This window comes from Pseudomonas sp. A6, from assembly GCF_052367875.1.
Classification (GTDB): Bacteria; Pseudomonadota; Gammaproteobacteria; order Pseudomonadales; family Pseudomonadaceae; genus Pseudomonas; species Pseudomonas citronellolis.
Genome location: NZ_CP198970.1, coordinates 5,715,648 through 5,740,812 on the forward strand (window position 1 = coordinate 5,715,648; position 25,165 = coordinate 5,740,812).

At 68.8% G+C, this 25,165-nt stretch carries 24 protein-coding genes; 12 read left to right on the top strand and 12 right to left on the bottom strand.

The genetic code is table 11. The features are described 5' to 3' along the window. Positions 1-4: 4 nt before the first annotated feature. From ACTWJ5_RS25080 to pdxA, 4 genes are all read left to right on the top strand, one after another. Positions 5-787, top strand: coding sequence for a DeoR/GlpR family DNA-binding transcription regulator (locus ACTWJ5_RS25080; RefSeq protein ID WP_444436772.1), 783 nt, complete (start codon positions 5-7; stop codon positions 785-787). 215 nt (positions 788-1,002) lie between these two features. Then, a complete protein-coding gene (locus tag ACTWJ5_RS25085) occupies positions 1,003-2,007 on the top strand; it encodes a 2-keto-3-deoxygluconate permease (protein ID WP_256512467.1) in 1,005 nt (334 codons plus the stop codon). After that, complete coding sequence (locus ACTWJ5_RS25090; protein WP_444436773.1) at positions 2,004-3,251, top strand: four-carbon acid sugar kinase family protein; 1,248 nt, start codon at positions 2,004-2,006, stop codon at positions 3,249-3,251. The genes ACTWJ5_RS25085 and ACTWJ5_RS25090 overlap by 4 nt, the downstream gene beginning before the upstream one ends. A gap of 18 nt (positions 3,252-3,269) precedes the next feature. Further along, positions 3,270-4,271, top strand: coding sequence for a 4-hydroxythreonine-4-phosphate dehydrogenase PdxA (gene pdxA / locus ACTWJ5_RS25095; RefSeq protein WP_444436774.1), 1,002 nt, complete (start codon positions 3,270-3,272; stop codon positions 4,269-4,271). Between the two features lie 2 nt (positions 4,272-4,273). Here the strand turns inward: pdxA and ACTWJ5_RS25100 are convergent, their stop codons facing one another. Together ACTWJ5_RS25100 and ACTWJ5_RS25105 are read right to left on the bottom strand one after the other, a co-directional pair. After that, positions 4,274-4,726 (bottom strand): protein YgfX, encoded by a 453-nt coding sequence (locus ACTWJ5_RS25100; RefSeq protein ID WP_058073181.1) that lies wholly within the window; start codon positions 4,724-4,726, stop codon positions 4,274-4,276. After that, positions 4,710-4,964 (bottom strand): FAD assembly factor SdhE, encoded by a 255-nt coding sequence (locus ACTWJ5_RS25105; RefSeq protein ID WP_009616418.1) that lies wholly within the window; start codon positions 4,962-4,964, stop codon positions 4,710-4,712. The genes ACTWJ5_RS25100 and ACTWJ5_RS25105 overlap by 17 nt, the downstream gene beginning before the upstream one ends. Before the next feature lie 162 nt (positions 4,965-5,126). Here ACTWJ5_RS25105 and ygfZ point away from each other — a divergent pair, with 162 nt between their 5' ends. Further along, positions 5,127-6,071, top strand: coding sequence for a CAF17-like 4Fe-4S cluster assembly/insertion protein YgfZ (gene ygfZ, locus ACTWJ5_RS25110; protein ID WP_444436775.1), 945 nt, complete (start codon positions 5,127-5,129; stop codon positions 6,069-6,071). A 48-nt stretch (positions 6,072-6,119) separates the two neighbouring features. Continuing rightward, positions 6,120-6,956, top strand: a complete 837-nt coding sequence (locus ACTWJ5_RS25115; protein ID WP_074978867.1) for an HDOD domain-containing protein — start codon at positions 6,120-6,122, stop codon at positions 6,954-6,956. A gap of 216 nt (positions 6,957-7,172) precedes the next feature. Here the strand turns inward: ACTWJ5_RS25115 and ACTWJ5_RS25120 are convergent, their stop codons facing one another. Further along, positions 7,173-8,588 (bottom strand): sensor histidine kinase, encoded by a 1,416-nt coding sequence (locus ACTWJ5_RS25120; RefSeq protein WP_444436776.1) that lies wholly within the window; start codon positions 8,586-8,588, stop codon positions 7,173-7,175. Further along, positions 8,581-9,252, bottom strand: a complete 672-nt coding sequence (locus ACTWJ5_RS25125; RefSeq protein WP_074978874.1) for a response regulator — start codon at positions 9,250-9,252, stop codon at positions 8,581-8,583. The genes ACTWJ5_RS25120 and ACTWJ5_RS25125 overlap by 8 nt, the downstream gene beginning before the upstream one ends. A 185-nt stretch (positions 9,253-9,437) precedes the next feature. Here ACTWJ5_RS25125 and ACTWJ5_RS25130 point away from each other — a divergent pair, with 185 nt between their 5' ends. Genes ACTWJ5_RS25130 through ACTWJ5_RS25145 form a run of 4 tightly spaced genes read left to right on the top strand, consistent with a single transcriptional unit; the run spans position 9,438 to position 13,752 of the window. Beyond that, the gene (locus ACTWJ5_RS25130) at positions 9,438-10,730 is read left to right on the top strand and encodes an OprD family porin (RefSeq protein WP_444436777.1); all 1,293 of its coding nucleotides are present in this window, start codon (positions 9,438-9,440) and stop codon (positions 10,728-10,730) included. A 22-nt stretch (positions 10,731-10,752) separates the two neighbouring features. Beyond that, positions 10,753-11,736, top strand: a complete 984-nt coding sequence (locus ACTWJ5_RS25135; RefSeq protein ID WP_058487308.1) for a Bug family tripartite tricarboxylate transporter substrate binding protein — start codon at positions 10,753-10,755, stop codon at positions 11,734-11,736. A gap of 17 nt (positions 11,737-11,753) precedes the next feature. Continuing rightward, positions 11,754-12,224 carry a tripartite tricarboxylate transporter TctB family protein gene (locus tag ACTWJ5_RS25140; protein WP_009616391.1) on the top strand — a complete coding sequence of 157 codons (471 nt, stop codon included), beginning with the start codon at positions 11,754-11,756 and terminating at the stop codon, positions 12,222-12,224. 10 nt (positions 12,225-12,234) lie between these two features. Next, positions 12,235-13,752 (top strand): tripartite tricarboxylate transporter permease, encoded by a 1,518-nt coding sequence (locus ACTWJ5_RS25145; protein WP_301500079.1) that lies wholly within the window; start codon positions 12,235-12,237, stop codon positions 13,750-13,752. A gap of 206 nt (positions 13,753-13,958) precedes the next feature. Here the strand turns inward: ACTWJ5_RS25145 and recJ are convergent, their stop codons facing one another. The 3 genes from recJ to ACTWJ5_RS25160 all read right to left on the bottom strand — a co-directional run bounded on the left by recJ (position 13,959) and on the right by ACTWJ5_RS25160 (position 17,486). Further along, complete coding sequence (gene recJ, locus ACTWJ5_RS25150; RefSeq protein WP_444436778.1) at positions 13,959-15,674, bottom strand: single-stranded-DNA-specific exonuclease RecJ; 1,716 nt, start codon at positions 15,672-15,674, stop codon at positions 13,959-13,961. A 30-nt stretch (positions 15,675-15,704) separates the two neighbouring features. Beyond that, entirely contained in the window at positions 15,705-16,244 is a 540-nt protein-coding gene (locus ACTWJ5_RS25155; protein ID WP_009616386.1) for a YaeQ family protein, read from the bottom strand. Positions 16,245-16,313: 69 nt separating this feature from the next. Continuing rightward, entirely contained in the window at positions 16,314-17,486 is a 1,173-nt protein-coding gene (locus ACTWJ5_RS25160; protein ID WP_074978887.1) for a GGDEF domain-containing protein, read from the bottom strand. A gap of 258 nt (positions 17,487-17,744) precedes the next feature. On the opposite strand from ACTWJ5_RS25160, the gene ACTWJ5_RS25165 reads away from it, so the two are divergent. Continuing rightward, positions 17,745-18,944 (top strand): CaiB/BaiF CoA transferase family protein, encoded by a 1,200-nt coding sequence (locus ACTWJ5_RS25165; protein ID WP_074978889.1) that lies wholly within the window; start codon positions 17,745-17,747, stop codon positions 18,942-18,944. A gap of 290 nt (positions 18,945-19,234) precedes the next feature. Next, positions 19,235-19,558 carry a hypothetical protein gene (locus tag ACTWJ5_RS25170; RefSeq protein ID WP_116422936.1) on the top strand — a complete coding sequence of 108 codons (324 nt, stop codon included), beginning with the start codon at positions 19,235-19,237 and terminating at the stop codon, positions 19,556-19,558. Between the two features lie 60 nt (positions 19,559-19,618). Here ACTWJ5_RS25170 and ACTWJ5_RS25175 read toward each other — a convergent pair whose 3' ends face one another. The 5 genes from ACTWJ5_RS25175 to xerD form a co-directional block, all read right to left on the bottom strand. After that, positions 19,619-19,903: a DUF3509 domain-containing protein gene (locus tag ACTWJ5_RS25175; protein WP_074978892.1), complete on the bottom strand. Its 285-nt coding sequence runs from the start codon at positions 19,901-19,903 to the stop codon at positions 19,619-19,621. Positions 19,904-20,034: 131 nt separating this feature from the next. Beyond that, complete coding sequence (thrC, locus tag ACTWJ5_RS25180) at positions 20,035-21,444, bottom strand: threonine synthase (protein ID WP_061562593.1); 1,410 nt, start codon at positions 21,442-21,444, stop codon at positions 20,035-20,037. An 89-nt stretch (positions 21,445-21,533) separates the two neighbouring features. Further along, on the bottom strand, positions 21,534-22,838 hold the full coding sequence (locus ACTWJ5_RS25185; protein WP_249917588.1) for a homoserine dehydrogenase: 1,305 nt from the start codon (positions 22,836-22,838) through the stop codon (positions 21,534-21,536). Positions 22,839-23,010: 172 nt separating this feature from the next. Next, a complete protein-coding gene (locus ACTWJ5_RS25190; RefSeq protein WP_009616374.1) occupies positions 23,011-23,739 on the bottom strand; it encodes a DsbC family protein in 729 nt (242 codons plus the stop codon). Positions 23,740-24,187: 448 nt separating this feature from the next. After that, positions 24,188-25,084, bottom strand: a complete 897-nt coding sequence (gene xerD, locus ACTWJ5_RS25195; RefSeq protein WP_249917589.1) for a site-specific tyrosine recombinase XerD — start codon at positions 25,082-25,084, stop codon at positions 24,188-24,190. Positions 25,085-25,165 lie beyond the last annotated feature (81 nt).

Below are 25,165 nucleotides of genomic sequence, written 5' to 3' on the forward strand. Positions count from 1 at the left end.
CGCCATGAAACCGACCGACCGCCAGCGCGCCATCCTCGACCTCGTTCGCCACCGCGACACCAGCGTGGAAGAACTGGGCGCCGCCCTGGGCGTTTCGGAGGCCACCGTGCGCCGCGACCTCAGCCTGCTGGCCCAACAGCGGCGGCTGGTGCGGACCCACGGCGGCGCCACCGCGCTGATCGGCACCCACGAGCCGGAAGCCAGCCTGGAGCAGCGCAACGCCAGCCATCGAGAGGAAAAGATGGCCATCGCCCGGGCCGCGGCCGCGCACATCCGCGAGGGCGACAGCATCTTCCTCGACAGCGGCACCACCTGCGCGGCGCTGGCAGCGCATCTGCGCGCATTGCAGAACGTGCACGTCATCACCAACAACCTGCTGGCGCTCACCGCGCTGGCCAATGCCCCCGGCGTGCGGATCACCCTGATCGGCGGCGACCTGCGCAGCACCGGCATGAGCACCTTCGGCCCGCTGGCGGAACTGTCGCTGAGCCGGCTGAGCTTCGACCGCGCCTTCCTCGGTGCCGACGGCGTCGTCGCCGGGCTCGGCCTCTGCGAAGCCAGCGCCCAGCAGGCCTACCTCAAGGAATGCGTGATCAGGCGGGCGGCCGAGGTGTACATACTGGCCGACGCCGAGAAGCTGGGCCGCGCGCGCCAGCAGCACTGGACGCCGCTGGAGCGGGAATGGCGCCTGATCACCTCGACGCCGGACGAGAGGACGCTCGAACCCTTCTGCCAGTTGCCCATGGCCACCGTCGAACTGGCGCCGACCAGTTCCTCCGCCCGCTGAAGCGGGCCCCCTTCCCTCGCTCCGCCCAGCCTCCAGCCGCCTCCCTCCGCAGCCTGCCGGCCGTCCCTTCTTGATCGAAATGCGCAAAACCATGATTGACTTGCGCAGAACATGTCCTTTAAATCGCATCCTGATGATCGAATCAATCAAATACATGAGCGATTCGATCAAATCCCCCTACAACAAGTCGAACAAGAACGAACAGGTACCTGCCCATGATCCAGATCCCGATCAAGCGCACGATCGAGCGTATTCCCGGCGGCATGATGATCGTCCCGCTGCTGCTCGGTTCGCTGGTGGCCACCTTCGCGCCGGACACGCCGAAATTCTTCGGCTCCTTCACCAACGCCCTGTTCACCGGCGCGCTGCCCATACTCGCGGTGTTCTACGTCTGCATGGGCGCGAGCATCAACGTCCGCACCACGCCCTACCTGCTGAAGAAAGGCGGCGCGCTGTTCGCGACCAAGGTCGGCACGGCGATGCTCCTCGGCATCCTGCTCGGCCAGTTCCTGGGGGAACAACCCATCTCGGCCGGCTTCTTCGCCGGCCTGTCCACACTGGCCGTGGTGGCGGCGATGAACGACACCAACGGCGGCCTGTACATGGCGCTGATGGGCCAGTACGGCCGCCCCGAGGACGTCGGCGCCTATTCGGTGATGTCCTTGGAATCCGGCCCCTTCCTGACCATGCTCACCCTGGGCGTCGCCGGGCTCTCGGCGTTCCCCTGGCCGACCTTGCTGGGGGCGATACTGCCGCTGCTGCTGGGCATCCTCATCGGCAACCTCGACCGTGAAATGCGCGAATTCCTCGGCAAGGCGGTGCCGGTGCTGATCCCCTTCTTCGCCCTCGCCCTGGGCGCCAGCCTGGACCTGCACAAGGTCTGGCAGGCCGGCGTGCTCGGCCTTCTGATGGGCGTGGCGGTGGTGCTGCTGACCGGCATCCCGCTGTACTTCGCCGACCGCCTGACCGGTGGCACTGGCGTCGCCGGCGCCGCGGCGGCCACCACGGCGGGCAATGCCGCGGCCGTGCCGGCCCTGGTCGCCGCCGCCAACCCGGTCTACGCCCCGGCCGCCGCCAGCGCCACCATGCTCGTCGCCTCCTGCGTGGTGGTCACCGCCATCCTCACGCCCGTACTGGTCTCCACCCTGGCCAAGCGCGTCAGGCAGCGGGCCGAAAGCGCCGAGCAGCGCACCTCGATGGCGCCGGAGTCGCCCCGATGAACATGCTGATCATCGCCGACGACCTGTCCGGCGCGGCGGACTGCGCCGTGGGCTTCGCCAGCCGCGGCTGGCGAAGCCTGGTGATGCTCGACGCCCGGCCGACGCAGGCGCAGGTCGAGGTCATCGCCGTGGATACCGACAGCCGCCGCCTGGACGCCACACAGGCCGCGCAGCGCAGCGTCGCAGCCTTCCATGCCCTGGCCAGGCCGGGCCAGCGGCTGTACAAGAAGATCGACTCGACCCTGCGCGGCAACTGGGCCGCGGAAGTCGCCGCGCTGCATCCCCTGGCGGGCCTGGCGCTGGTCGCCCCCGCCTTTCCGGAAATGGGCCGCACGGTGCGCGACGGTCAGGTGCTGGTGCACGGCGCGCCGCTGGAAAGCACCGACACCTGGCGCCTAGAACATGCCGATGCGCCGGCCGACATGGCCAGGATGCTCGGCGCCGCCGGGCTGCGCGTCGAACACTGCGCTCTGGAACAACTGCGCCGGTCGGCGGGGCAAGTGGCCCGGATCATCCAGTCGGCCATGGAGCGCGGCGTCCAGGCCCTGATCTTCGACGCCGAGACGGCCGAGGACCTGCGCCTGCTGGCCCGGGAAACAGCGCAGCCGGAACTCCGGGCGTTCTGGGTCGGCTCCGGGGGCCTGGCAAGGCAGATAACCGAAACGCCTGCGCCCTCCTCTTCGCAGGCAATCCCCGCCGAGGCCGGGCATCTCCCATCGCAGCTGTCGACAGTAGTGCTGGCCGGCAGCCTTTCCGCCGTCGCCGACCGGCAATGCGAAGAACTGCAACGACGCAGCGACATCCTCCAGCTCAGCCTGCCGCCGGCCGTGCTACGCCAGGGCAGCGAGCATGCCGACTGGCCGGACTGGCAGGCGCAGGTGGGCGCGCTGCTCGAACAAGGCCGCGACCTGCTGCTGCGCATCGGCCGCGACGAACGCCCCGATCCCGCCGAAGGCGCCCTGCTTTCGGCCAACCTCGCCGCCCTGCTCAAGCCACATTTCCATCAGGTCGGCGGCCTGGTCGCCACCGGCGGCGAAACCGCGCGGGCGATGCTCGGCGCGGTCGGCATCGACGGCCTGCAGCTGGTCGGCGAGATCGAGGCCGGCAGCGTCCTCAGCCACCCCCTGGCCCCGGCGGGCGGCCACCGGCCCGGCATCGTCACCAAGGCCGGCGCCTTCGGCAGCCCCGAAGCCCTCTATCGCGCGTGGCGCCACCTGCGCGACGCGCAACAGTCCCCATCCTGAATTCAGAGTGTCCCAGCAATGAACGACTATCTTCCCGTAATCGGCATCACCATGGGCGACGCCGCCGGCGTCGGACCGGAGATCATCGTCAAGAGCCTGGCCAGCACCGGGCTCCACCGATTCTGCCGCCCCCTGGTGATCGGCGATGCGCAGCGCCTGGAGAAGGCCGACCGGCTGCTCGGCGGGCTGGCCCGGGTACGGCGCATCGAGGATGCCGACGACGCCCGCTTCGAGCCGGGCGTGATCGACTGCATCGACCTCGGGCTCATCCCCGACGACCTGCCCTTCGGCGTGCTCTCCCCCGTGGCGGGTGATGCGGCCTACCAGTACATCGCCCGCGCAGTGGACCTGGCCAAGGCCGGGAAGATCGACGCCATCTGCACCGCCCCGCTGAACAAGGAGGCCCTGCACGCCGGCGGCCACAAGTTTCCCGGCCATACCGAGTTGCTCGCCCACCTGACCCATGTCGACGAGGTCTCGATGATGCTGGTGGCCCCCAAGCTGCGCGTCATCCACGTCACCACCCACATCGGCATCATCGATGCCATACGCCGCATCGAGCCCGGCCTGGTGCAGCGCACCATCGAGCGCGGCCACGAGACCCTGGTGCGCTCCGGCATCCCGCAGCCGCGCATCGGCGTCTGCGGCATCAACCCGCACGCCGGGGAAAACGGCCTGTTCGGCTACGGCGAAGAGGAAGAGAAGATCATCCCCGCCGTCAGCCTGCTGCAGGCGCGGGGCCTGGACGTCACCGGCCCGCTGCCGGCCGACACGCTGTTCTACCGCGCCGGCCGCGGCGACTTCGACCTGGTGGTGGCCATGTACCACGACCAGGGGCACGGCCCGGTGAAGGTCCTCGGGCTGGAAGCCGGGGTGAACGTTACGGTCGGCCTGGATGTGGTGCGCACCTCGGTGGACCACGGGACCGCCTTCGACATCGCCGGCAAGGGCATCGCCGACGAACGCAGCCTGCTGGAAGCGCTACGCCAGGGCGCGGAACTGGCGAACAGGCCGCGCTGAAGCTACTGCGGCGCCGCCCAGCGGCCCCGGCTGAAGCGCAGCCTTACGCGCAGACGGCGGTGGGCCTGCGCCGCCAGGCTGTCGGCCGGCAGGCACAGGCCGCGGCTCAGGCGCTGGCCCGGCAGGCGGAAGCGCAGCACGATCAGCGCCGGCAGCGCGAGGCTGTCGGCGCGCAGTTGCACCGCCTGCCAACCGTCGGCCGGGCTCCACAGCTGCCAGCCGTCGGCGTCGTGGCGCAGAGCGCGGTAGGCGTGGCGGCTGCGCAGCAGGACCTGGCGCGGCAGCACCCACAGGGCATGGATCAGGCAGAGCAGCAGGCCGGCGGCCTGCCAGAAGGCGGGAATGGCGGCCAGATACAGCGCCGCCACGGCGAGCGCCAGGCTCGCCAGGTAGGCCGCCAGCAGCCGCTCGGACGGCCGCCAGTGGCACTCGAAGGGCTCACTTCGGTTGGACACGGTCCAGGATCATGCGCACGATGTGGCGCAGGTCGGCGTCTTCCGGCTCGCCGCGCTGCATGAACCAGCCGAACATGTCCTGGTCCTCGCATTCCAGCAGCATACGGAAGCGCGCCTGGTTCTCGGCGTCCAGGCCCGGGTAGACCTCCTGCACGAAGGGCACCAGCAGCACGTCCAGCTCCAGCATGCCGCGGCGGCTGTGCCAGAAGAGTCGTTTCAGTTCGGTTTCGTCGGTCATCTGCGGGTCCTCGGCGCTACATCGGAAACCCCACGGTGCGGCGCCTGCCGGATTCCGTGAAGCGAGCGGCATTATACGCATGCCCTCGCCCGGCGGCACCCGCTGACAAGCGCAGGCCCCGGCTCTATGATGAGAAGCCTAACTTTCTTCCAGCGACCCGCAATGGCCGATTCCGCGTTCTACACCGCCCTGACCCACGAAGGAGTCCTCGCCGTCCGTGGCGTGGACGCCGCCAAGTTCCTGCAGGGCCAGTTGACCTGCAACCTCAACTACCTCGACGCCACGACTTCCAGCCTGGGCGGCCGCTGCACGCCCAAGGGGCGCATGACCTCCAGCTTCCGCATCGTCGCCGAGGGCGACGGCTACCTGCTGGCGCTGGCCGCCGAGCTGCTGGAGGGTCAACTGGCCGACCTGAAGAAGTACGCCGTGTTCTCCAAGGCCAGCCTGAGCGACGACAGCGCCGCCTGGCTCCGCTTCGGCCTGAGCGGCGGCGATGCCGTGCTCGCCGGCCTCGGCCTGGAACTGCCCGCCGAAGCCGACCGCGTGGCGCGCAACGGTGATTTGCTGGCCATCAACCTGGGCCATGGCCGCGCCGAACTCTGGGTGCCGGCGGCCCGCGCCAGCGAAGTGCGCGAGGCGCTCGACGCCGGCCTGGACGAAGGCACCCTCAACGACTGGCTGCTGGGCCAGGTGCGCGCAGGCGTCGGCCAGGTCTTCGGCGCCACCCGCGAGCTGTTCATCCCGCAGATGATCAATCTGCAGGCGGTCGGCGGCGTGAGCTTCAAGAAAGGTTGCTACACCGGCCAGGAAATCGTCGCGCGCATGCAGTACCTCGGCCGCCTCAAGCGCCGCCTGCACCGCCTGGCGCTGGACGCCGCCGAGCTGCCCGAGCCGGGCGCCGCGCTGTTCTCGCCGGTGCACGGCAGCAGCGTCGGCGAAGTGGTGCTGGCCGCCCGCGCCGCCGAAGGCATCGAGCTGCTGGCGGTGCTGCAGGACGACGCCGTGGCCGACGGCCGCGTGCGCCTCGGCCAGGCCGAGGACGGCCCGGCCCTGCGCCTGCTGACGCTGCCCTACGTTCTCGACAGCGACCGCGAAATCCAGCGCTGACCGAATCGCCTGCCGGGTGGGGAGCCCGGCGTCCCTCAAGGAAACGCCATGAGCAAGCTTGCCGAAAAAGTACAACAGGAACTGCTGCGGGCCATCGACAACGACGAACTGGTGCTGCCCACCCTGCCCGAGGTGGCGCTGCGGGTCCGCGAGGCGGCGGAGGACCCGGACGTCAGCATCCATGACCTGGCCCGGGTGATCGGCAACGACGCCGCGCTCACCGCGCGCATCATCAAGGTGGTGAACAGCCCGCTGCTGCGCACCAACAAGGAAATCACCGACCTGCAGATGGCCATCGGCCGCCTGGGCATCAACTACACCAGCAACCTGGCCACGGGCCTGGCCATGGAGCAGATGTTCCAGGCCACCTCCGACGTGGTCGACCGCAAGATGCGCGAGGTGTGGAACAAGAGCGTCGAGGTCGCCGGCATCTGCCACGCGCTGTGCCGCCACTACACCCGGCTGATGCCCGACCAGGCGACCCTCGCCGGCCTGGTGCACCAGATCGGCGTGCTGCCGATCCTCACCTACGCCGAGGAGAACAGCGAACTGCTGGCCGACTCCATCAGCCTCAACCACGTGATCGAGCGCATCCACCCGATCATCGGCGACCGCATCCTCAAGGCCTGGGAATTCCCCGCGCCCATCGCCGAAGTGCCCGGCCACTACCTGGACTTCACCCGCGACTCCGCCAAGGCCGACTACGTGGACATCGTCCAGGTCGCCACCCTGCAGAGCTACCTGGGCAGCCAGCATCCCTTCACCGAGCTGGACTGGAGCGGCATCCCGTCCTTCGCCAAGCTGGGCATCGACCCGCAGGCCAACCTCAACGAGGACGAGGACCTGTCGGCCGCCATGGAGGCGGCGATGGGGATGTTGCAATAGGTCACCGGTCCGGCGTTGGCGCGGGGCTCTTCGTAGGAGCGAGCTTGCTCGCGAATAGCGCTTGCCGGCGGGCTTCGGTGTCTGGATTAACTCCGCTCCCTCTCCCCAGCCCTCTCCCTGAAGGGAGAGGGTTAGGGAGAGGGCGCTCTTCGGAGCTACACCAAACCTTTCCGGTAGAACACCCTTCGCGAGCAAGTTCGCTCCTACGAAAATCGCCTAGCCGCCCCTCGCCTCTTCCACCGGAAAACTCACCCGCACCAACAACCCACCCAACTCGCCATGGGCCAGCTCGATACGAGCCCGGTGCGCCGCGCAGATCTCCCCAACGATCGCCAACCCCAGCCCGGTGCCCTCCTGGCGCTTGCGGTAGAAGCGGCCGAAGACCTTGTCGCGCTCCTCCGCCGGGATGCCCGGGCCGTCGTCCTCGATCTCCAGAACGGCCGGCGGCTCGACGCGGATCACCACGTTGCCAGCGGCATGGGCCAGGGCGTTGCCCACCAGGTTGTCGAGCAGTTCGTGGAGCAGCGTCGGGTCGCCCTTGATCCACACCGGCCGCTCCGCCTCCAGGGCCAGGGCCACGCCACGCGCGTGGGCCAGCGGCGCCAGCACCATGCCCTGCTCGCGGGCCAGGGCGCCCAGCTCGATGGCCTCGCCGCCGCCCTCGGCGATGGCCCGGGCGCCGCTTTCCACCCGCGCCAGGGACAGCAGCTGGTTGGCCAGCCCGGTGACGCGGTCGGTGTACTGCACCGCTTCCTCCAGCGTCTCGCGCCAGCGTTGCGGCTCCTGCTCGCGCAGGCCCAGCTCCAGCCGCGCCTTGAGCGCCGCCAGCGGCGTGCGCAGTTCGTGGGAGGCTTCGGCGATGAACTGCGACTGGCGCTCGAACAGGCTGCGCAGGCGCACGGTGAAATGGTTCAGCGCCGCCACCAGCGGGCGCAATTCGCGTTGCACCGCCACCGGCGGCAGGGGCCGCAGGTCGTCCGCCTGGCGCTCCTCCACCGCCGCGCGCAGGCGGTCGAGCGGGCGCAGGCCGGCGCTCACCGCGTACCAGACCATGACCAGCGCGGCCAGTGCCGACAGCGCCAGGTTGAGCAGGGTGTCGGTGAGCAGTTCGCGGGCCAGGCGCTCGCGCGCGCCGAGGGTCTCGGCCACGCGGATTTCGGCCATGCCGTTGACCGTCGGCTGGCTGACCGGCTGCAGCAGGCTGACCACGCGCACGCCCTGGCCCTGGTATTCGCTGTCGTAGAAGCGCGCCAGCGCCGGGTAGTCGTCGGTGCGCAGAGTTCCCGGCGGCGGCGCCGGCAGGTTCTCGTAGCCGGAGATGGACTGCCCGCGGGTGTCGATCACCTGGTAGAAGATGCGCCCGGCGCTGTCGTAGGCGAAGCTGTCCAGCGCCACGTAGGGCACATTGGCGCGCAAGCTGCCGTCGCTGTCGTAGAGGCCGTCGGCGATGTCCCGCGCCGAGGCCAGCAGGGTGCGGTCGTAGGCGATGTCCGAGGCGTGGCGGGCACGCTGGTAGGTGGCCAGGCTACCCAGCAGGAGCAGCACCAGCAGCAATCCGCCCAGGCGCCACAGCAGGCGCCAGCGCAGGCTGCCGGAACCGGGCAGGGCCAGGCGCCGGAGCACCTCAGGCATCCACGGCCTCGAGCAGGTAGCCCAGGCCGCGGAAGGTGACGATGCGCACCGCGTCGCCCTCCAGCTTCTTGCGCAGGCGGTGCACGTAGATTTCGATGGCGTCGGCGCTGGCGTCCTGGTCCAGGCCGAACACCTGGGCGGCCAGTTGCTCCTTGCTCAGCACCCGCCCGGGGCGGGCGATCAGCGCTTCCAGCACGGCCTGCTCGCGGGAAGTCAGGGTCAGCGCCTCGCCGGCCAGGGTGAAACGCCGCGCGCCCAGGTCGTAGACCAGCTCGCCGCAGCGCTGCTGCTGTTCGCCGCCGAGCACGCTGCGCCGCAGCAGGGCCTTCACCCGCGCTTCCAGCTCGCTCAGCTCGAAGGGCTTGGCCAGGTAATCGTCGGCACCGAGGTTGAGGCCATGGACACGGTCCTTGACCTCGCCGCGGGCGGTCAGCATCAGCACCGGCAGGGTCTTGCCGCGGCCGCGCAGGCGCGCCAGCACCTCGAAGCCGTCCAGGCGCGGCAGGCCGACGTCGAGAATGGCCAGGGCGTATTCCTCGCTGGCCAGGGCCAGGTCGGCGGCCACCCCGTCGCGCAGCAGGTCGACCGTCCAGCCCGCGCCCTTGAGCGCCTGCTGCACGCTGTCGCCCAGTTGCGGATGGTCTTCGACCAGAAGGATGCGCACGGCGGTATTCCTCGCTCGGATGTGGACAGGTGCACGCAGTTTACCCGCCCACGGGCGCCTGTGAACGGCTGAAAGCCTGGTGAAAGGCAGCGGCGCTAGGATCGCCCCTCAGACGACGAAGATCGTCCCCAAATCGGCTGGCGGCGTGGCGCCATCCACACAAGAACAAGAAATGGAGTCCACCGATGCTGACTGTCCAGCACCCGGCCCGTAGGGCCAATCCCGTCCTGTTCCGTGTCTTCCCTGCCGGTTTCGGCGCGGCCCTGGCCCTTGGCGGCCTGGCCGGGGAAGCCGACGCCTCCGGCTTCATCGAAGACAGCAGCCTGAAGCTGCAGACGCAGAACATCTACTTCAACCGCGACTTCCGCGACGGCGCCGGCCAGTCCAAGCGCGAGGAGTGGGCGCAAGGTTTCATCCTCGACTTCCAGTCCGGCTACACCGACGGCACCGTCGGCGTCGGCCTGGATGCCCTGGGCATGCTCGGCCTGAAGCTCGACTCCAGCCCCGACCGCACCGGCAGCGGCCTGCTGCCCACCCACGACGACGGCCGCGCCGCGGACGAGTACAGCAAGCTCGGGCTGACCGCCAAGTTCAAGGTCTCGCAGACCGAACTCAAGCTCGGCAGCCTGATCCCCGACCTGCCCACCCTGCAGCCCAACGACAGCCGCCTGTTCCCGCAGATATTCGAGGGCGGCCTGCTGGAGTCCCGCGACCTGCCCGGCCTGACCTTCACCGGCGGGCGCCTGGAAAAGGCCATCGACCGCGACTCCACCGACACCCAGGACCTGGCGCTGAACAACAAGAACAAGCGCTTCACCGGCAGCGTCGCCGGCGAGCACTACGACCTGGCCGGCGGCGACTACAAGTTCGACGACCACTTCACCGGCCGCTACCACTACGCCGAGCTGGACGAGGTGTACCGCCAGCACTTCATCGGCCTGCTCAGCAGCCACAAGCTGGGCGACGGCAAGCTGACCACCGACTGGCGCCTGGCGATCAGCGACGACGACGGCGCCGCCCGCGGCGGCAGGATCGACAACCGCGCCTTCAACGCCATGCTCGGCTACGCCATCGGCGCCAACAAGTTCAGCGTTGGCTGGCAGCAGATGGACGGCGACAGCGCCTTCCCCTACATCGACGGCAGCAACCCCTACCTGGTGAACTTCGTCCAGGTCGGCGACTTCGCCGAGACCAAGGAACGCTCCTGGCAGCTGCGCCACGACTTCGACTTCGCCGTGTTCGGCCTGCCCGGCCTGACCCTGATGAACCGCTACCTCAAGGGCGACAACGCCGAGATCAACGGGCGCACCGGCGAAGGCCGCGAGTGGGAACGCAACACCGACCTCAAGTACGTGGTGCAGAGCGGCCCGCTGAAGGACTTCGGCGTGCGCCTGCGCAACGCCACCTACCGTTCCAACTTCGCCCGCAACGCCGACGAAACCCGCGTCTACCTCACCTATTCCCTGGCGATCTGGTAAACAACAACAAGAAGAGGCCCCGATAATGACCAAGCTCCGCACCCTCCCCCTGCTCCTCGCCGCCGGCGCGCTGTTCACCGCCGCCGTCGCCCACGCCGAGCCCAAGCGCCCGGAATGCATCGCCCCGGCCGCCCCCGGCGGCGGCTTCGACCTGACCTGCAAGCTGGCGCAGAGCGCCCTGCTGGACGAGAAGCTGCTGTCCAGCCCGATGCGCGTCACCTACATGCCCGGCGGCGTCGGCGCGGTGGCCTACAACGCCGTGGTCGCCCAGCGCCCGGCCGACGGCAACAGCATCACCGCCTTCTCCAGCGGCTCGCTGCTGAACCTGGCCCAGGGCAAGTTCGGCCGCTACGACGAGAACGCGGTGAAGTGGCTGGCAGCCATCGGCACCAGCTACGGCGCCATCGCCGTGCGCGACGACTCACCCTACAAGAACCTCGCCGACCTGGTGGCCGCGCTCAAGGCCGACCCGGGCAAGGTGGTGATCGGCTCCGGCGGCACCGTCGGCAGCCAGGACTGGATGCAGACCGCGCTGATCGCCAAGGCCGCCGGCATCGATCCGAAGCGGCTGCGCTACGTCGCCCTGGAAGGCGGCGGCGAGATCGCCACGGCGCTGCTCGGCGGGCACATCCAGGTGGGCAGCACCGACATCTCCGACTCCATGCCGCACATCCGCGCCGGCAAGATGCGCCTGCTGGCGGTGTTCGCCGAGGAGCGCCTGCAGGACGAGGGCATGGCCGACATCCCCACCGCCAGGGAGCAGGGTTTCGACATCGTCTGGCCGGTGGTGCGCGGCTTCTACGTCGGGCCCAAGGTCAGCGACGAGGACTACCAGTTCTGGAAGGCCTCGTTCGACAAGCTGCTGGCCTCGGAGGACTTCGCCAAGCTGCGCGACCAGCGCGAGCTGTTCCCCTTCGCCATGACCGGGCCCGAGCTGGACAGCTACGTCAAGCAGCAGGTCGCCCGCTACCGCCAGATGGCCCATGACTTCGGCCTGATCCAGTAAGCCGCGAGGTTCCCGACATGCACGCCCCCCACTCGCTGCCGCAGCGGCTGTTCGCCGGTGCCTGGCTGCTGGCCTGCCTCGGCCTGGCCGCCGTGGCCTGGAACTACCAGGCGCCCTTCTCCTACGAACCGGTGGGCCCGCGCGCCTACCCGCTGCTGTGCCTGGCGCTGATGGCGATCGGCCTGGCCTGGCTGATCCTGCGGCCCACGCCGGTGCGCCACGACGACGAGCAGCCGCTGGAAGGCGCGCTGCTGCGCAAGGTGGTGGCGTGCATCGGCCTGCTGCTGGTCTACGCCGGGCTCTTCGAGCCGCTGGGCTTCATCCTCGCCAGCGCCCTGGTGGGCAGCTTCATCGCCCTGCTCTACGGCGGCAAGCCGGCCGTCAGCGTGCTCACCTGCACGCTGCTGAGCATCGGCCTGTACCTGCTCTTCGACCGCACCCTGGACGTCCCGCTGCCGCGGGGCGTGCTCGACTTCCTGCCCTTCTGAGGACACCGTCATGGATACCCTGAGCTATCTCGGGCAGGGCTTCGGCGTCGCCCTGAGCCCCTACAACCTCGTCACCGCGCTGATCGGTACGCTGATCGGCACCGTGGTCGGCCTGCTCCCGGGCCTGGGCCCGATCAACGGCGTGGCCCTGCTGATCCCGGTGGCCTTCGCCCTCGGCCTGCCGCCGGAGTCGGCGCTGATCCTGTTGGCCGCGGTGTACCTGGGCTGCGAATACGGCGGGCGGATCTCCTCGATCCTGCTGAACATCCCCGGCGAAGCCTCCACCGTGATGACCACCCTCGACGGCTACCCCATGGCGCGCAACGGCCTGGCCGGCGTGGCCCTGTCGCTGTCGGCCTGGAGCTCGTTCATCGGCGCCTTCATCGCCACCTGCGGCATGGTGCTGTTCGCCCCGCTGCTGGCGAAATGGGCGATCGCCTTCGGCCCGGCGGAATACTTCGTGCTGATGGTCTTCGCCATAGTCGCGCTCGGCGGCCTGGCCGGCGACCGGCCGCTGAAGACGCTGCTGGCGGCGCTGCTCGGGCTGTTCCTCTCCAGCGTGGGCATCGACGCCAACAGCGGCGTGTACCGCTTCACCTTCGAGAGCATCCACGTGGCCGACGGTATCCAGTTCGTGGTGCTGGTGCTGGGCCTGTTCTCGGTCAGCGAGATCCTCCTGCTGCTGGAGAAGACCCACCACGGGCACAAAGCCGTGGAAGCCAGCGGGCGCATGCTGTTCAACCTCAAGGAGGCGGCCTCGGTGTTCGTCGTCAACCTGCGCTGCGGTCTGCTCGGCTTCATCATGGGCGTGCTGCCCGGCGCCGGCGCCACCCTGGCCAGCGCCGTGGCCTACATGACCGAGAAGCGCTATGCCGGCGCCAGCGGCAAGTTCGGCCAGGGCGACATGCGCGGCCTGGCCGCCCCGGAAACCGCCATCGGCGCTTCCGCCTGCGGCGCCCTGGTGCCGATGCTGACCCTCGGCGTGCCCGGCTCGGGCACCACCGCGGTGATGATCGGCGCGCTCAGCCTGTACAACATCACCCCCGGCCCGCTGCTGTTCCAGGAGCAGCCGACCATCGTCTGGGGCCTGATCGCCTCGCTGTTCATCGCCAACCTGATGCTGATCATCCTCAACGTGCCGATGGTCCGGGTGTTCACCCGCATCCTCTCGGTGCCGAACTGGGCGCTGGTGCCGGGCATCGCGATCATCACCGCGATCGGCGTGTACGCCGTGCATGCCACCACCTTCGACCTGTTCCTGATGGTCGCCATCGGCATCCTCGGCTACATCCTGCGCAAGCTCGACTTCCCGCTCTCGCCGCTGCTGCTGGGCTTCATCCTCGGCGGGCTGATGGAACAGAACCTGCGCCGCGCGCTGTCGATCTCCAACGGCGAGCTGGGCATCCTCTGGTCCAGCCCCATCGCCATCGGCACCTGGACCCTGGTCGCGCTCATGCTCGTGCTGCCGCTGTACCGCGCCTGGCGCCGCCGCCTGGCCCGGCGCAACGCGGAGCTGGCCGGCGCCTGAGCCGGAAGACCAACCACGCTCGCCGCGTTCTCTCCTGCGGCGATTTCAGACCCGCCTTGCGCGGGTCTCTTTTTGCCTGAAGTGGGCGCTGGTAAAACCCTGCGATGGGTATCGCTTCGCTCAACCCATCCTACGAGGGACTGCAGGTGTGCCAGGGCGCTTTCGCAGGATGGGTTGAGCTTTGCGATACCCATCGGCCGGCGAGCTCAGCGTGGCGCCAGGTGCACCACCATCAACTGCACGCTCTCGTTGCCGCGGTATTCGTTGACGTCCAGCTTGTAGGCCACTTCCGCCCAGCGCACCGTCGGGTTCGGCCAGACCTCGCGGTCGACGTTGAAGGCGATGCCGTCCAGCTGCAGCGAGCCGCACTCGGTCTTGAGCACCAGCTTCAGGTGGCGCTCGCCGACGATGCGCTGCTGGACGATCTGGAACACCCCGTGGAACAGCGGCTCGGGGAAGTGCTGGCCCCAGGGGCCGGCCTGGCGCAGGGCGCGGGCCAGTTCCAGGTGGAACTCGGTCAGGCTCAACTGGCCGTCGGAGAGGATGCGCCCGGTGAGGTCGTCCTCGCTGAGCTGGCGGCGCACCTCGGCGTCGAAGGCCGCGGCGAAGGCGCCGAAGTGCCCTTGCGACAGCGACAGGCCGGCGGCCATGGCATGCCCACCGAACTTGCTGATCAGCCCCGGGTGGCGCGCGGCCACGGCGTCCAGCGCATCGCGGATGTGCAGGCCCGGCACCGAGCGCGCCGAGCCTTTGAGGCTGCCGTCGCCGGCGTCGGCGAAGGCGATGGTCGGGCGGTGGTAGCGCTCCTTCAGGCGCGAGGCGAGGATGCCGATCACGCCCTGGTGCCAGTCCGGGTCGAACAGGCACAGGCCGAAGGGCATTTCCTCCACCGGCAGCTCCTTGAGCTGGGCCAGGGCCTCGCGCTGCATGCCCTGCTCGATGGCCTTGCGGTCCTGGTTGAGCTGGTCGAGCTGCACCGCCATGTCGCGGGCCAGGGCCTCGTCCTCGCAGAGCAGGCATTCGATGCCCAGGGACATGTCGTCCAGGCGCCCGGCGGCGTTCAGCCGCGGGCCGAGGATGAAGCCCAGGTCGGTGGAGGTGATGCGCCGGGCGTCACGCCCGGCCACTTCCAGCAGCGCGCGCAGGCCCGGGCGGGCGCGGCCGGCGCGGATGCGCGCCAGGCCCTGGTGCACCAGGATGCGGTTGTTGGCGTCCAGCGGCACCACGTCGGCGACGCTGCCCAGGGCCACCAGGTCGAGCAGCTCGGCCAGGTTAGGCTCCGGCGTGCCGCTGCGGGCGAACCAGTCCAGCTCGCGCAGGCGCGCGCGCAGGGCGAGCATCACGTAGAAGATCACGCCGACCCCGGCCATGGCCTTGCTGGGGAATTCGCAGCCCGGCTGGTTGGGGTTGACGATGGCGTCCGCCGCCGGCAGTTCCGGGCCCGGCAGGTGGTGGTCGGTGACCAGCACGCGCAGCCCGGCGGCCTTGGCCGCGGCCACGCCGTCGATGCTGGAGATGCCGTTGTCCACGGTGACCAGCAGCTCCGGGCGTTTCTCCAGGGCGACCGCGACTATCTCCGGGGTCAGGCCGTAGCCATATTCGAAGCGGTTCGGCACCAGGTAGTCGACCCAGGCCGCGCCGAGCAGGCGCAGGGCCAGCACGCCGACGCTGCTGGCGGTGGCGCCGTCGGCGTCGAAGTCGCCGACGTAGAGGATGCGCTGGCGCTTCTCCAGGGCGTCGACCAGCAGCTCGACGGCGGCGTCGATGCCCTTGAGCTGGCGGTACGGGATCAGCCGCGCCAGGCCCTTGTCCAGCTCCTCGGCGGACTTCACGCCACGGGCGGCGTACAGGCGGGTCAGCAGTGGCGGCAGGTCGCCGAGGTCGGGCAGGTGTTCGGGGAGCGGGCGGGGATCGATGCGCATCGGTCGTACAGTGTCCTTATCCGGCGGCGCTCAACGCTCACCCATCAGCCATTCCAGTTGCAGTTCGTGCTGGCCGTTCTCGTCGGTGACGAAGATCGTCCCCTCGCTGATCATCACGGTCCAGTTGATCGAGCGCGGCAGGTCGCGGGCCAGTTCTTCCAGGGGCTCCTGGGGCACGGCGGCGACGTTGAGGTTCTTCAGGTGGCGCACGCCGTCGAGGACCTTGGTGGTCCACACGCGCAGGTTGCCGTAGGCCAGCAGCGAGAGCTTCTCGCAGCGCCGCGAGCACCACACCAGGCGCTCGCTGTCCGGCTGGCCGACCTCGATCCAGTGCAGGATGCGGTCGTCCAGGCTCTTCTCCCACAGCGACGGTTCCTCGACGTCCGACAGGCCGCGGCCGAAGGCCAGTTGCTCGTTGTACCAGAGCACGAAGGCGATCAGGCGGACCGCCAGGCGCTCCTCGGTTTCCGAGGGGTGGCGGGCGACGGTGAAGCGCAGCGTCTCGTAGACGCCGCGGTCCAAGTCGGTGAGGCTGATGTCGGCCTTGTAGGGGGTGGCGGAGAGGGCCATGGTCTATCCCAGCGATGCGAAGGCGGCAAGTCTACCCCGATTGCGCCGGCCCTGCCGCCCCCGTCGCGCTCAGCGGTGGCCGCGGCCCTCGCGGCCGGAGCCCGGCGCCGACAGCTCGATGCGGTTGCGGCCCTTGGCCTTGGCCAGGTACAGCGCCTGGTCGGCCAGCGACAGCAGCCGCGCCAGCTCGTAGCCGCCCTCCTCGCTGGTGGCCACGCCGATGCTGACGCTGAGCAGGCCATCCGCGACGAACGGCACCTCGGCGAACTCCCGGCGGATGCGTTCGGCCACCTGGCAGGCGGCTTCGGTGCCGGCGCCGATCAGCAGGCAGGCGAACTCCTCGCCGCCGATGCGCCCGAACACGTCCTGGCGGCGCATGCGCGAGGCGGTGATGCGGCTGAACTCCTGCAGGGCGCGGTCGCCCACCGGGTGGCCGTAGGCGTCGTTGAGGCGCTTGAAGTTGTCCAGGTCGCAGACCAGCAGCGCCACCGGCTCGCCACGCTCGGCGCACAGGCGCAGCAGGCGCTCGCCGGAATCCATGAAGGCGCGGCGGTTGCCGATGCCGGTCAGGGGGTCGCTCAGGGCCGCCGAGCGGAACTTCAGCTCGGCGCGGTCCTTGACCATGGTCAGGGTGGTGAAGGCCAGGCCGACGGCGACCAGCATGGTCTCGAACACCAGCAGGGTGAACAGGGTGGTGTAGGTGCCGGAGGGCACCACCGGCACCTCGCCGCGGTCGACGAAGATGCGCAGGGTATAGAAGCCGGCGTGGAACAGCAGCAGGGCCAAGGTCGGCCGCAGCGGCACCTCCAGGCGCTGGCGGCTGCGCCACAGCTCGGCGGCGGCGAGCAGGCAGTAGACCACGGTCAGCGCCGAATGGACCTGGATGCGCAAGACCATCGACTGCAGGAAGGCCGGCCACAGGCACAGCAACAACCAGATCACGGCCCCCGCGGCCACGCCGGGCCAGTAGGGCGAACGCCCGGCGAACACCCGCATGCTGGTCCACAGCAGTGCGCAGGAAAGCGCCACCACCATGTTGCCGGCGACGATGGCCAGCAGCTCCAGGCCGAAGCTGCGCAGGGCGATGAGGAAGGTGGACAGCGCCCCGAGCAGGAGCATGGCGGCCATGTAGCCGAGGGTCGGCTCGCGGCGCCCACCGTACCAGGCGAAGAACATCAGCACGCCGACCAGGGCGAGGATGTACAGGTCCACCAGCAGCAGGGTGGGCAGGCTCAGCGACATGCGCCCTCCTTCGGCATCCCGCGCGCAGGCGACGTAGGGTCGACGGAAGGAGAAAGATCAACGGCGCGCATGAACGGATACCCGGCCGGCCTGAAAAGGGTGTGGGAATGTTCCCTACTCTACGCGTCCGGCGTCGATCGCGGAACGCCTTCACAACCGATCGGTCAGCTTTGCCCGCGCCGCCGCCCCGGCCATGGCTTGCGGCGGGCCGGCGACGGCCCTAGAGTCGCCCCACTGCCCGACTGATGGAACCCTTCGATGAACGCCACCGCCAAACCCCTCGCCGGCCTCAAGGTCGTGGAACTCGGCACCCTGATCGCCGGCCCCTTCGCCGCGCGCCTGTGCGCGGAGTTCGGCGCCGAAGTGACCAAGATCGAGTCGCCCGACGGCGGCGATCCGCTGCGCAAGTGGCGCAAGCTCTACGAGGGCACCTCGCTGTGGTGGTTCGTGCAGGCGCGCAACAAGCGCTCGCTGACTCTCAACCTCAAGCAGGAAGCCGGCCGCGAGGTGCTGAAGAAGCTGCTGGCCGAGGCCGACATCCTCATCGAGAACTTCCGCCCCGGCGTACTGGAGAAGCTCGGCCTGGGCTGGGATGTGCTCCACGCACTGAACCCGAAGCTGGTGATGGTGCGCCTGTCCGGCTTCGGCCAGAGCGGCCCCTACAAGGACCAGCCGGGCTTCGGCGCGGTGGGCGAATCCATGGGCGGGCTGCGCTACATCACCGGCTTCGAGGACCGCCCGCCGGTACGCACTGGCATCTCCATCGGCGACTCCATCGCCGCCCTGTGGGGCGTCATCGGCGCGCTCATGGCCCTGCGCCACCGCGAGGTCAACGGCGGCCAGGGCCAGGTGGTGGACGTGGCGCTGTACGAGGCGGTGTTCGCCATGATGGAGTCCATGGTCCCGGAGTTCGACGTGTTCGGCTTCATCCGCGAGCGCAGCGGCAACATCATGCCCGGCATCACCCCGTCCTCGGTGCACACCACGGCCGACGGCAAGCACGTGCAGATCGCCGCCAACGGCGACGCCATCTTCCGCCGCTTCATGCTCGCCATCGGCCGCCAGGACCTGGCCGACGACCCGCAACTGGCAAGCAACGACGGCCGCGATGCGCGGCGCGACGAGCTGTACGGGGTGATCGACCGCTGGGCCCGCTCGCTGCCGCAGGAAGAGGTGCTGAAGGTGCTGAACGAGGCCGAGGTGCCGGCCAGCCGCATCTACTCCGCCGAGGACATGTTCAGTGATCCGCAATTCCTCGCCCGCGAGATGTTCCTCTCGGCGAAGCTGCCGGACGGCAAGCCCTTCAAGATGCCCGGCATAGTGCCCAAGCTCTCGGAAACCCCCGGCTCGGCAGAGTGGATAGGCCCGAAGCTGGGCGAGCACAACGACGCAATCCTGGCGGAGTTAGGCTACGACGCCGGACAGATCGCCGCGCTACGGCGGGATGGGGCGGTCTGATAGCGGTGAGCACACTGCTCTTGTAGGAGCGAGCTTGCTCGCGAACTGGAGTCACCTGCGACTTCGACGCCATGGCTTGACTCCGCCCCTCTCCCCAACCCTCTCCCTTCAGGGAGAGGGTTGGGGAGAGAGGCTCTTAACCCCTAACACCTACGTCCCCGGCAACCCCCATTCGCGAGCAAGCTCGCTCCTACGAAAAGAACGGAATCACCTGGCTGATCCACGCTGGAAAATCCACTACCTGATCCTTTCGGCGCCCATTCCGGGCGCCCCGCAGAGGAGAAGGCTCCATGGAGATGAACCAGCACTGCCTGGACACGCTGCGCAAGCTGGCCCAGGGCATCGACCCGCGTAGCGGCCTGCCGCTTCCCGAGGAGGATGCCTGCCAGGCGCCGGAGGTGATCCGCGCACTGTTCCAGGCCATCCAGGCCCTCGAAGCCCAGAGCAAGGTACGCCCGCCGCCGGAGCAGGCCGGCAAGCCCTGGAGCGAGGAAGAGGAACAGGCCCTGCTGCAGCGCTTCGACGAGGGCGAACCCATCACCGCCATCGCCCGCGCCCATGGCCGCACCACCGGGGCCATCCGCGCCCGCCTGGTGCAGTGCGGGCGCCTGTAGAAACACGAATGCCGCCGTCCCGGGCCGGGGCGGCGGCATTCGCGATGGAACCGGCGGGGCTCAGGTGTCGTAGCTGAGCACCTGGGCGGCGCGCTGGCGCAGAGCGTGGATCACGTCATTGCAGATGCGCCCCTCCTGCACCGCCAGGTCGCGGCTGATGGCCTCCAGCGCCTCCTGGCTGCTGCGCTCGTCGGCCAGCTGTTCGCCACTGAGGACGCGACGCAGGACGACCTCGCCTTCGGAAGTGCTCAGGCTCAGCACCCGGCCACCGTCCGGACGCGCGGGGCCGAGATCGTGGGCGTACTGGCTGAAGATGGCTGCGAGCAGGGGCTCGAGTCGGTCCATGGGGTTCTCCTGGGATACAACGGATACGTCAGGAAAAGACCTCTATCTGAAGGAAAAAGTTCAATAACCTCAGATATTTGCCCCGAAAACGAAAAAGCCCGCCAAGGTGGCGGGCTCTTCCTGCGGCCGGTTTAGAGCGGCTTGCCGCGGTTGCCGTGGGCGCTGACGAAGGCCTGGACCTTGGCCAGTTCGTTGGGCAGCACGGTGCAGCGTTCCTCGCGCTGGAACAGGTCGGCCAGGTGCGCCGGCAGCGCCGGGGCCGCCTCGATGCCGGCCTTCTCCACCGCTTCGGGGAATTTCACCGGGTGCGCGGTGCCCAGGGTGACCATGGGGATGGCCAGGCTGCGACGGCATTCGCGGGCGGCGCGCACGCCGATGGCGGTGTGCGGGTCCAGCAGTTCGCCGCACTCGGCGTAGACCTCGGCGATGGTCTGGCAGGTCTGCTCGTCGTCCACCGCCAGGGAGTCGAACAGGCGGCGCGCCTCGGTCCAGCGGTCATCCTCGACGGACAGCTTGCCGGTGGCCTTGAAGCCGTCCATCAGCTCGGCGATGGCCTTGCCGTTGCGGCCGTGCAGGTCGAACAGCAGGCGCTCGAAGTTGGACGAGACCATGATGTCCATGGACGGCGACAGCGACGCGTGCAGGGTGTCCTTGTCGTAGCGGTTGCCGGACATGAAGCGGTGCAGGATGTCGTTGCGGTTGGTCGCCACGATCAGTTGGCTGACCGGCAGGCCCATGTTGCGCGCCAGGTAGCCGGCGAAGATGTCGCCGAAGTTGCCGGTGGGCACCGAGAAGGCCACCGAACGGGCCGGCGCGCCGAGCTGGATGGCGGCATGGAAGTAGTAGACGATCTGGGCCATGATCCGCGCCCAGTTGATCGAGTTGACCGCCACCAGGCGGGTGCCTTTCAGGAAGCCCTGGTCGGCGAAGCTGGCCTTGACCATCTCCTGGCAGTCGTCGAAGTTGCCTTCGATGGCGATGTTGTGGATGTTTTCGCCGAGGATGGTCGTCATCTGCCGGCGCTGTACCTCGGACACGCGGTTGTGCGGGTGCATGATGAAGATGTCGACGTTCTCGCAGGCCTTGCAGCCTTCGATGGCCGCCGAGCCGGTGTCGCCGGAGGTGGCGCCCATGATCACCACGCGCTCGCCGCGCTTGGTCAGCACGTGGTCGAGCAGGCGGCCGAGCAGTTGCAGGGCGAAGTCCTTGAAGGCCAGGGTCGGGCCGTGGAACAGCTCCAGCACCCACTCGTTGCCGTTCAGCTGGCGCAGCGGCGCCACGGCGTTGTGGGCGAAGACGCCGTAGGTCTCCTCGAGGATCTTCTTGAAGTCGGCGTCCGAGATGCTGCCGGCGACGAACGGGCGCATCACCCGGAAGGCCAGCTCGTGGTACGGCAGGCCGGCCCAGGAGGCGATTTCCTCGACGGTGAAACGCGGCAGGTTTTCCGGCACGTACAGGCCGCCGTCGCTGGCCAGGCCAGCCAGCAGCACGTCTTCGAAGTTCAGCGCGGGCGCCTGGCCGCGGGTACTGATGTAGCGCATGTTAGAAACCTTTCTTGAAAACCGATAAAAGCGCTGGAGGCTTGAGGCTGGACGTAGAAGCCTTCTCGTCCAGCCTTCAGCCTATAGCCTTACGCGAGCTGCTCTACACGAATGCGTACGACGTTGCCGACCACGTCATCCAGCGCTTCCAGCGCGGCGATGGCTTCGATGATGCGGGACTCGAGCACGCGGTGGGTAACCAGGATCATCGGCACCAGACCGTCATGCTCTTCGACTTCCATCTGCATGATCGATTCGATGTTGATGCCGCGCTCGGAGAGGATGGTCGCCACCTGGGCCAGTACGCCCGGGTGGTCCTTGGCCTGGATGCGCAGGTAGTAGGCGCTTTCGCAGGCTTCGATCGGCAGGATCGGGTGGTCGGAGAGCGCGTCCGGCTGGAAGGCCAGGTGCGGCACGCGGTTCTCCGGGTCGGTGGTGAGCACGCGGACCACGTCGACCAGGTCGGCGACCACCGAGGACGCGGTGGGCTCCATGCCGGCTCCGGCGCCGTAGAACAGCGTGGAACCGGCGGCGTCGCCGTTGACCATGACCGCGTTCATCACGCCGTTCACATTGGCGATCAGGCGGTCGGCCGGGATCAGCGTCGGGTGCACGCGCAGCTCGATGCCGGCGTCGGTGCGGCGGGCCACGCCCAGGTGCTTGATGCGGTAGCCCAGGGCCTCGGCGTAGTTCACGTCGGCGGTGGTCAGCTTGGTGATGCCCTCGGTGTAGGCCTTGTCGAACTGCAGCGGGATGCCGAAGGCGATGGACGCCAGGATGGTCAGCTTGTGCGCGGCGTCGATGCCCTCGACGTCGAAGGTCGGGTCGGCTTCGGCGTAGCCCAGCGCCTGGGCTTCCTTGAGCACGTCGGCGAAGGCGCGGCCTTTCTCGCGCATCTCGGTGAGGATGAAGTTGCCGGTGCCGTTGATGATGCCGGCCAGCCAGTTGATGCGGTTGGCCGCCAGGCCCTCGCGGATCGCCTTGATCACCGGGATGCCGCCGGCCACCGCGGCCTCGAAGGCGACGATCACGCCCTTTTCGCGGGCCTTGGCGAAGATTTCGTTGCCGTGCACGGCGATCAGCGCCTTGTTCGCGGTGACCACGTGCTTGCCGTTCTCGATGGCCTTGAGCACCAGCTCGTGGGCCAGGGTGTAGCCGCCGATCAGCTCGATGACCACGTCGATTTCCGGGTTGTTCGCCACGTCGAAAATGTCGGCAGTGATGGGGGTGCTGCCGGTTTCGCATTTCGGATTGGGGCGACGGGCGGCAATCTGCGCAACCTCGATACCACGCCCGGCACGGCGGGCAATCTCCTCGGCGTTGCGTTTGAGTACATTGAAGGTACCGCCACCGACGGTCCCCAACCCACAGATTCCCACTTTCACCGGTTTCACGCTGAAACTCCCCATCATCGCGGCAAACGGGGTACGTCCCGGCCCGCGGCGCATGCGCGGCGAGAGCGGGGACGTACCGTACGAAGGCCGGGCGAACGCCCGGCCTCATGGTTAAAGGAACCGCACATTACGAAGCGGCTCCCTATTAGTCAAATCAGGCGCAGGGCCCGATTCACTTGGTGTCCAGCACCAGCTTGGCGATTTCGCCGGCGCTCTGGTAACCCGGCAGCATCTGGCCGCTTTCGAGGATGATCGCCGGGGTGCCCTGCACGCCGACCATCTGGCCCAGCTGGAACTGCTTGTCCACCGGGTTGGGGCACTGCGCGGCCTTGATTTCCTTGCCGTGGAACATCTCGGTCATGGCCGCCGCGCGGTCCTTGGAGCACCACACCGCCTGCAGTTGCTGGTCACCTGGGGACTTCGGCCCCTGGCGCGGGAAGGCCAGGTAGCGCACCTCGATGCCGCGCTTGTTCAGCTCCGGCACCTCGGCGTGCAGCTTCTGGCAGTACGGGCAGGTGGTGTCGGTGAACACGGTGATGTGCGCCTTGGCCTTGCCCTGGGCGGGGAACACCACCATGTCGCTGGCCGGCAGCGCATTGATGGTCTTGGCCACGCCGGCCGCCTCGGCGACCTCGGTGATGTTGGTGGCCGCGCCGTCCTTCACCTGGTAGATGTTGCCCTGCACCACGAAATTGCCGTCGACGCTGGCGTAGAGCACACGGCCGCCCTTGAGCTGGACCTGGTACAGGCCCTGCACGGGGCTGGCGCTGATGGTTTCGATGGGCAGGTCGGGCTGCAGCGACTGCAGGGTCTTGCGGATGGTCTGGTCGGGCTCGGCGGCCAGGACAAGGGTGCTGGCGAGGCCCAAGGCCGCGGCAGCCAGGAAACGGGACAGACGCATGGAAAACTCCTGTGGATGAACCTCGCAGCCTACCACAGCAGAGCCCGCGGACCGAACCGCGAGCTTGTAGCACGAGGCTTCAGGGCGCGCCGTTGGTCGATCGGCGTCCCTTATCTCGTAGGGCGTATAACCGTTCGCGGTTATACGCCGCTTCACCCATGCCCTCCCTGGCTCCGGCTTCGAACCGAGGCTCTTCCAGCTCGACATCGAGCGGCAGGCAACCAAGGCCAGACGGCGCCTTGTCGCAGGAGCGGATCTCATCCGCGGGACGGCTCCCCGTAGGATGGGTGGAGCGAAGCGATACCCATCAGCACGAGCGCATGGGTTTACCCATCCTACGAAAGGCACCTCGGCGCAGGGCCCTGCCCTGTAGGAGCGAGCTTGCTCGCGAACCGATTCCGCTGCGGGGTTGGTTCGCGAGCAAGCTCGCTCCTACGAAAAGCCCTCTTCAGCCACGAGGGTGGTGCTGCGCATGCAGCTCCTGCAAGCGCGCGCGGGCGATGTGGGTGTAGATCTGCGTGGTCGACAGGTCGCTGTGGCCCAGCAGCATCTGCACCACGCGCAGGTCGGCGCCATGGTTGAGCAGATGGGTGGCGAAGGCGTGGCGCAGGGTGTGCGGCGACAGCGACTTGCCGATGCCGGCGACCTTGGCGTGGTGCTTGATGCGGTACCAGAAGGTCTGCCGCGTCATCTGTTCGCCGCGCAGGCTGGGGAAGAGCACGTCGCTGGGGCGGCCGCCGAGCAGGTCGTCGCGGGCGTTGCGCAGGTAGCGTTCGAGCCAGACGATGGCTTCCTCGCCCAACGGCACCAGGCGCTCCTTGCTGCCCTTGCCGAACACCCGCACCACGCCCTGGCGCAGGTTGAGCTGTTCGAGGGTCAGGCCGACCAGTTCGCTGACGCGCAGGCCGCAGGCGTAGAGCACTTCCAGCATGGCGCGGTCACGCAGGCCCAGCGGGTCCTCGGTCTCCGGCGCGGCCAGCAACGCCTCGACGTCAGCCTCGGACAGCGACTTGGGCAGCGGCTTGCCCAGTTGCGGCAGTTCCACCTGCAGGGTCGGGTCCTCGGCGATGAGTCCCTCGCGCAGGCAGTAGCGGTAGAAACCGCGCACGCCGGAGAGGAAGCGCGCAGTGGAGCGGGCCTTGTAGCCCTGGGCCAGGCGCCAGGCCAGGTGGTCGAGGATCAGCTCGCGGCCGGCGCGCTCCAGGCTCACGTCCTGCTCCCCCAACCAGCCGTTGAACAGCGCCAGGTCGCTGCCGTAGGCCAGGCGGGTGTTGTCGGCAAGGCCCTTTTCCAGCCAGAGGGCGTCGAGGAAGCGGTCGATCAGCGGGTGCGCAACGGGATTCACGGCGGTTTTCGGATTCTAAAGCGGACGGGGCGCAGCTAGTCTTCCACAGGCAGGCCGTCCGCGGCCAGCCATCCCCTCGTC

Bases quoted from the DNA above. Each gene is read 5' to 3' on its own strand.
- ACTWJ5_RS25140 (WP_009616391.1), top strand. From the start codon at position 11,754: ATGCACGCCCCCCACTCGCTGCCGCAGCGGCTGTTCGCCGGTGCCTGG.
- ACTWJ5_RS25175 (WP_074978892.1), bottom strand. From the start codon at position 19,903: ATGGACCGACTCGAGCCCCTGCTCGCAGCCATCTTCAGCCAGTACGCC.
- pdxA (WP_444436774.1), top strand. From the start codon at position 3,270: ATGAACGACTATCTTCCCGTAATCGGCATCACCATGGGCGACGCCGCC.
- ACTWJ5_RS25105 (WP_009616418.1), bottom strand. From the start codon at position 4,964: ATGACCGACGAAACCGAACTGAAACGACTCTTCTGGCACAGCCGCCGC.
- ACTWJ5_RS25085 (WP_256512467.1), top strand. From the start codon at position 1,003: ATGATCCAGATCCCGATCAAGCGCACGATCGAGCGTATTCCCGGCGGC.
- ACTWJ5_RS25160 (WP_074978887.1), bottom strand. From the start codon at position 17,486: ATGTCGCTGAGCCTGCCCACCCTGCTGCTGGTGGACCTGTACATCCTC.
- ACTWJ5_RS25190 (WP_009616374.1), bottom strand. From the start codon at position 23,739: ATGCGTCTGTCCCGTTTCCTGGCTGCCGCGGCCTTGGGCCTCGCCAGC.
- ygfZ (WP_444436775.1), top strand. From the start codon at position 5,127: ATGGCCGATTCCGCGTTCTACACCGCCCTGACCCACGAAGGAGTCCTC.
- recJ (WP_444436778.1), bottom strand. From the start codon at position 15,674: ATGCGCATCGATCCCCGCCCGCTCCCCGAACACCTGCCCGACCTCGGC.
- ACTWJ5_RS25165 (WP_074978889.1), top strand. From the start codon at position 17,745: ATGAACGCCACCGCCAAACCCCTCGCCGGCCTCAAGGTCGTGGAACTC.
- ACTWJ5_RS25090 (WP_444436773.1), top strand. From the start codon at position 2,004: ATGAACATGCTGATCATCGCCGACGACCTGTCCGGCGCGGCGGACTGC.
- ACTWJ5_RS25145 (WP_301500079.1), top strand. From the start codon at position 12,235: ATGGATACCCTGAGCTATCTCGGGCAGGGCTTCGGCGTCGCCCTGAGC.
- ACTWJ5_RS25155 (WP_009616386.1), bottom strand. From the start codon at position 16,244: ATGGCCCTCTCCGCCACCCCCTACAAGGCCGACATCAGCCTCACCGAC.
- ACTWJ5_RS25115 (WP_074978867.1), top strand. From the start codon at position 6,120: ATGAGCAAGCTTGCCGAAAAAGTACAACAGGAACTGCTGCGGGCCATC.
- ACTWJ5_RS25120 (WP_444436776.1), bottom strand. From the start codon at position 8,588: ATGCCTGAGGTGCTCCGGCGCCTGGCCCTGCCCGGTTCCGGCAGCCTG.
- thrC (WP_061562593.1), bottom strand. From the start codon at position 21,444: ATGCGCTACATCAGTACCCGCGGCCAGGCGCCCGCGCTGAACTTCGAA.
- ACTWJ5_RS25080 (WP_444436772.1), top strand. From the start codon at position 5: ATGAAACCGACCGACCGCCAGCGCGCCATCCTCGACCTCGTTCGCCAC.
- ACTWJ5_RS25170 (WP_116422936.1), top strand. From the start codon at position 19,235: ATGGAGATGAACCAGCACTGCCTGGACACGCTGCGCAAGCTGGCCCAG.
- ACTWJ5_RS25130 (WP_444436777.1), top strand. From the start codon at position 9,438: ATGCTGACTGTCCAGCACCCGGCCCGTAGGGCCAATCCCGTCCTGTTC.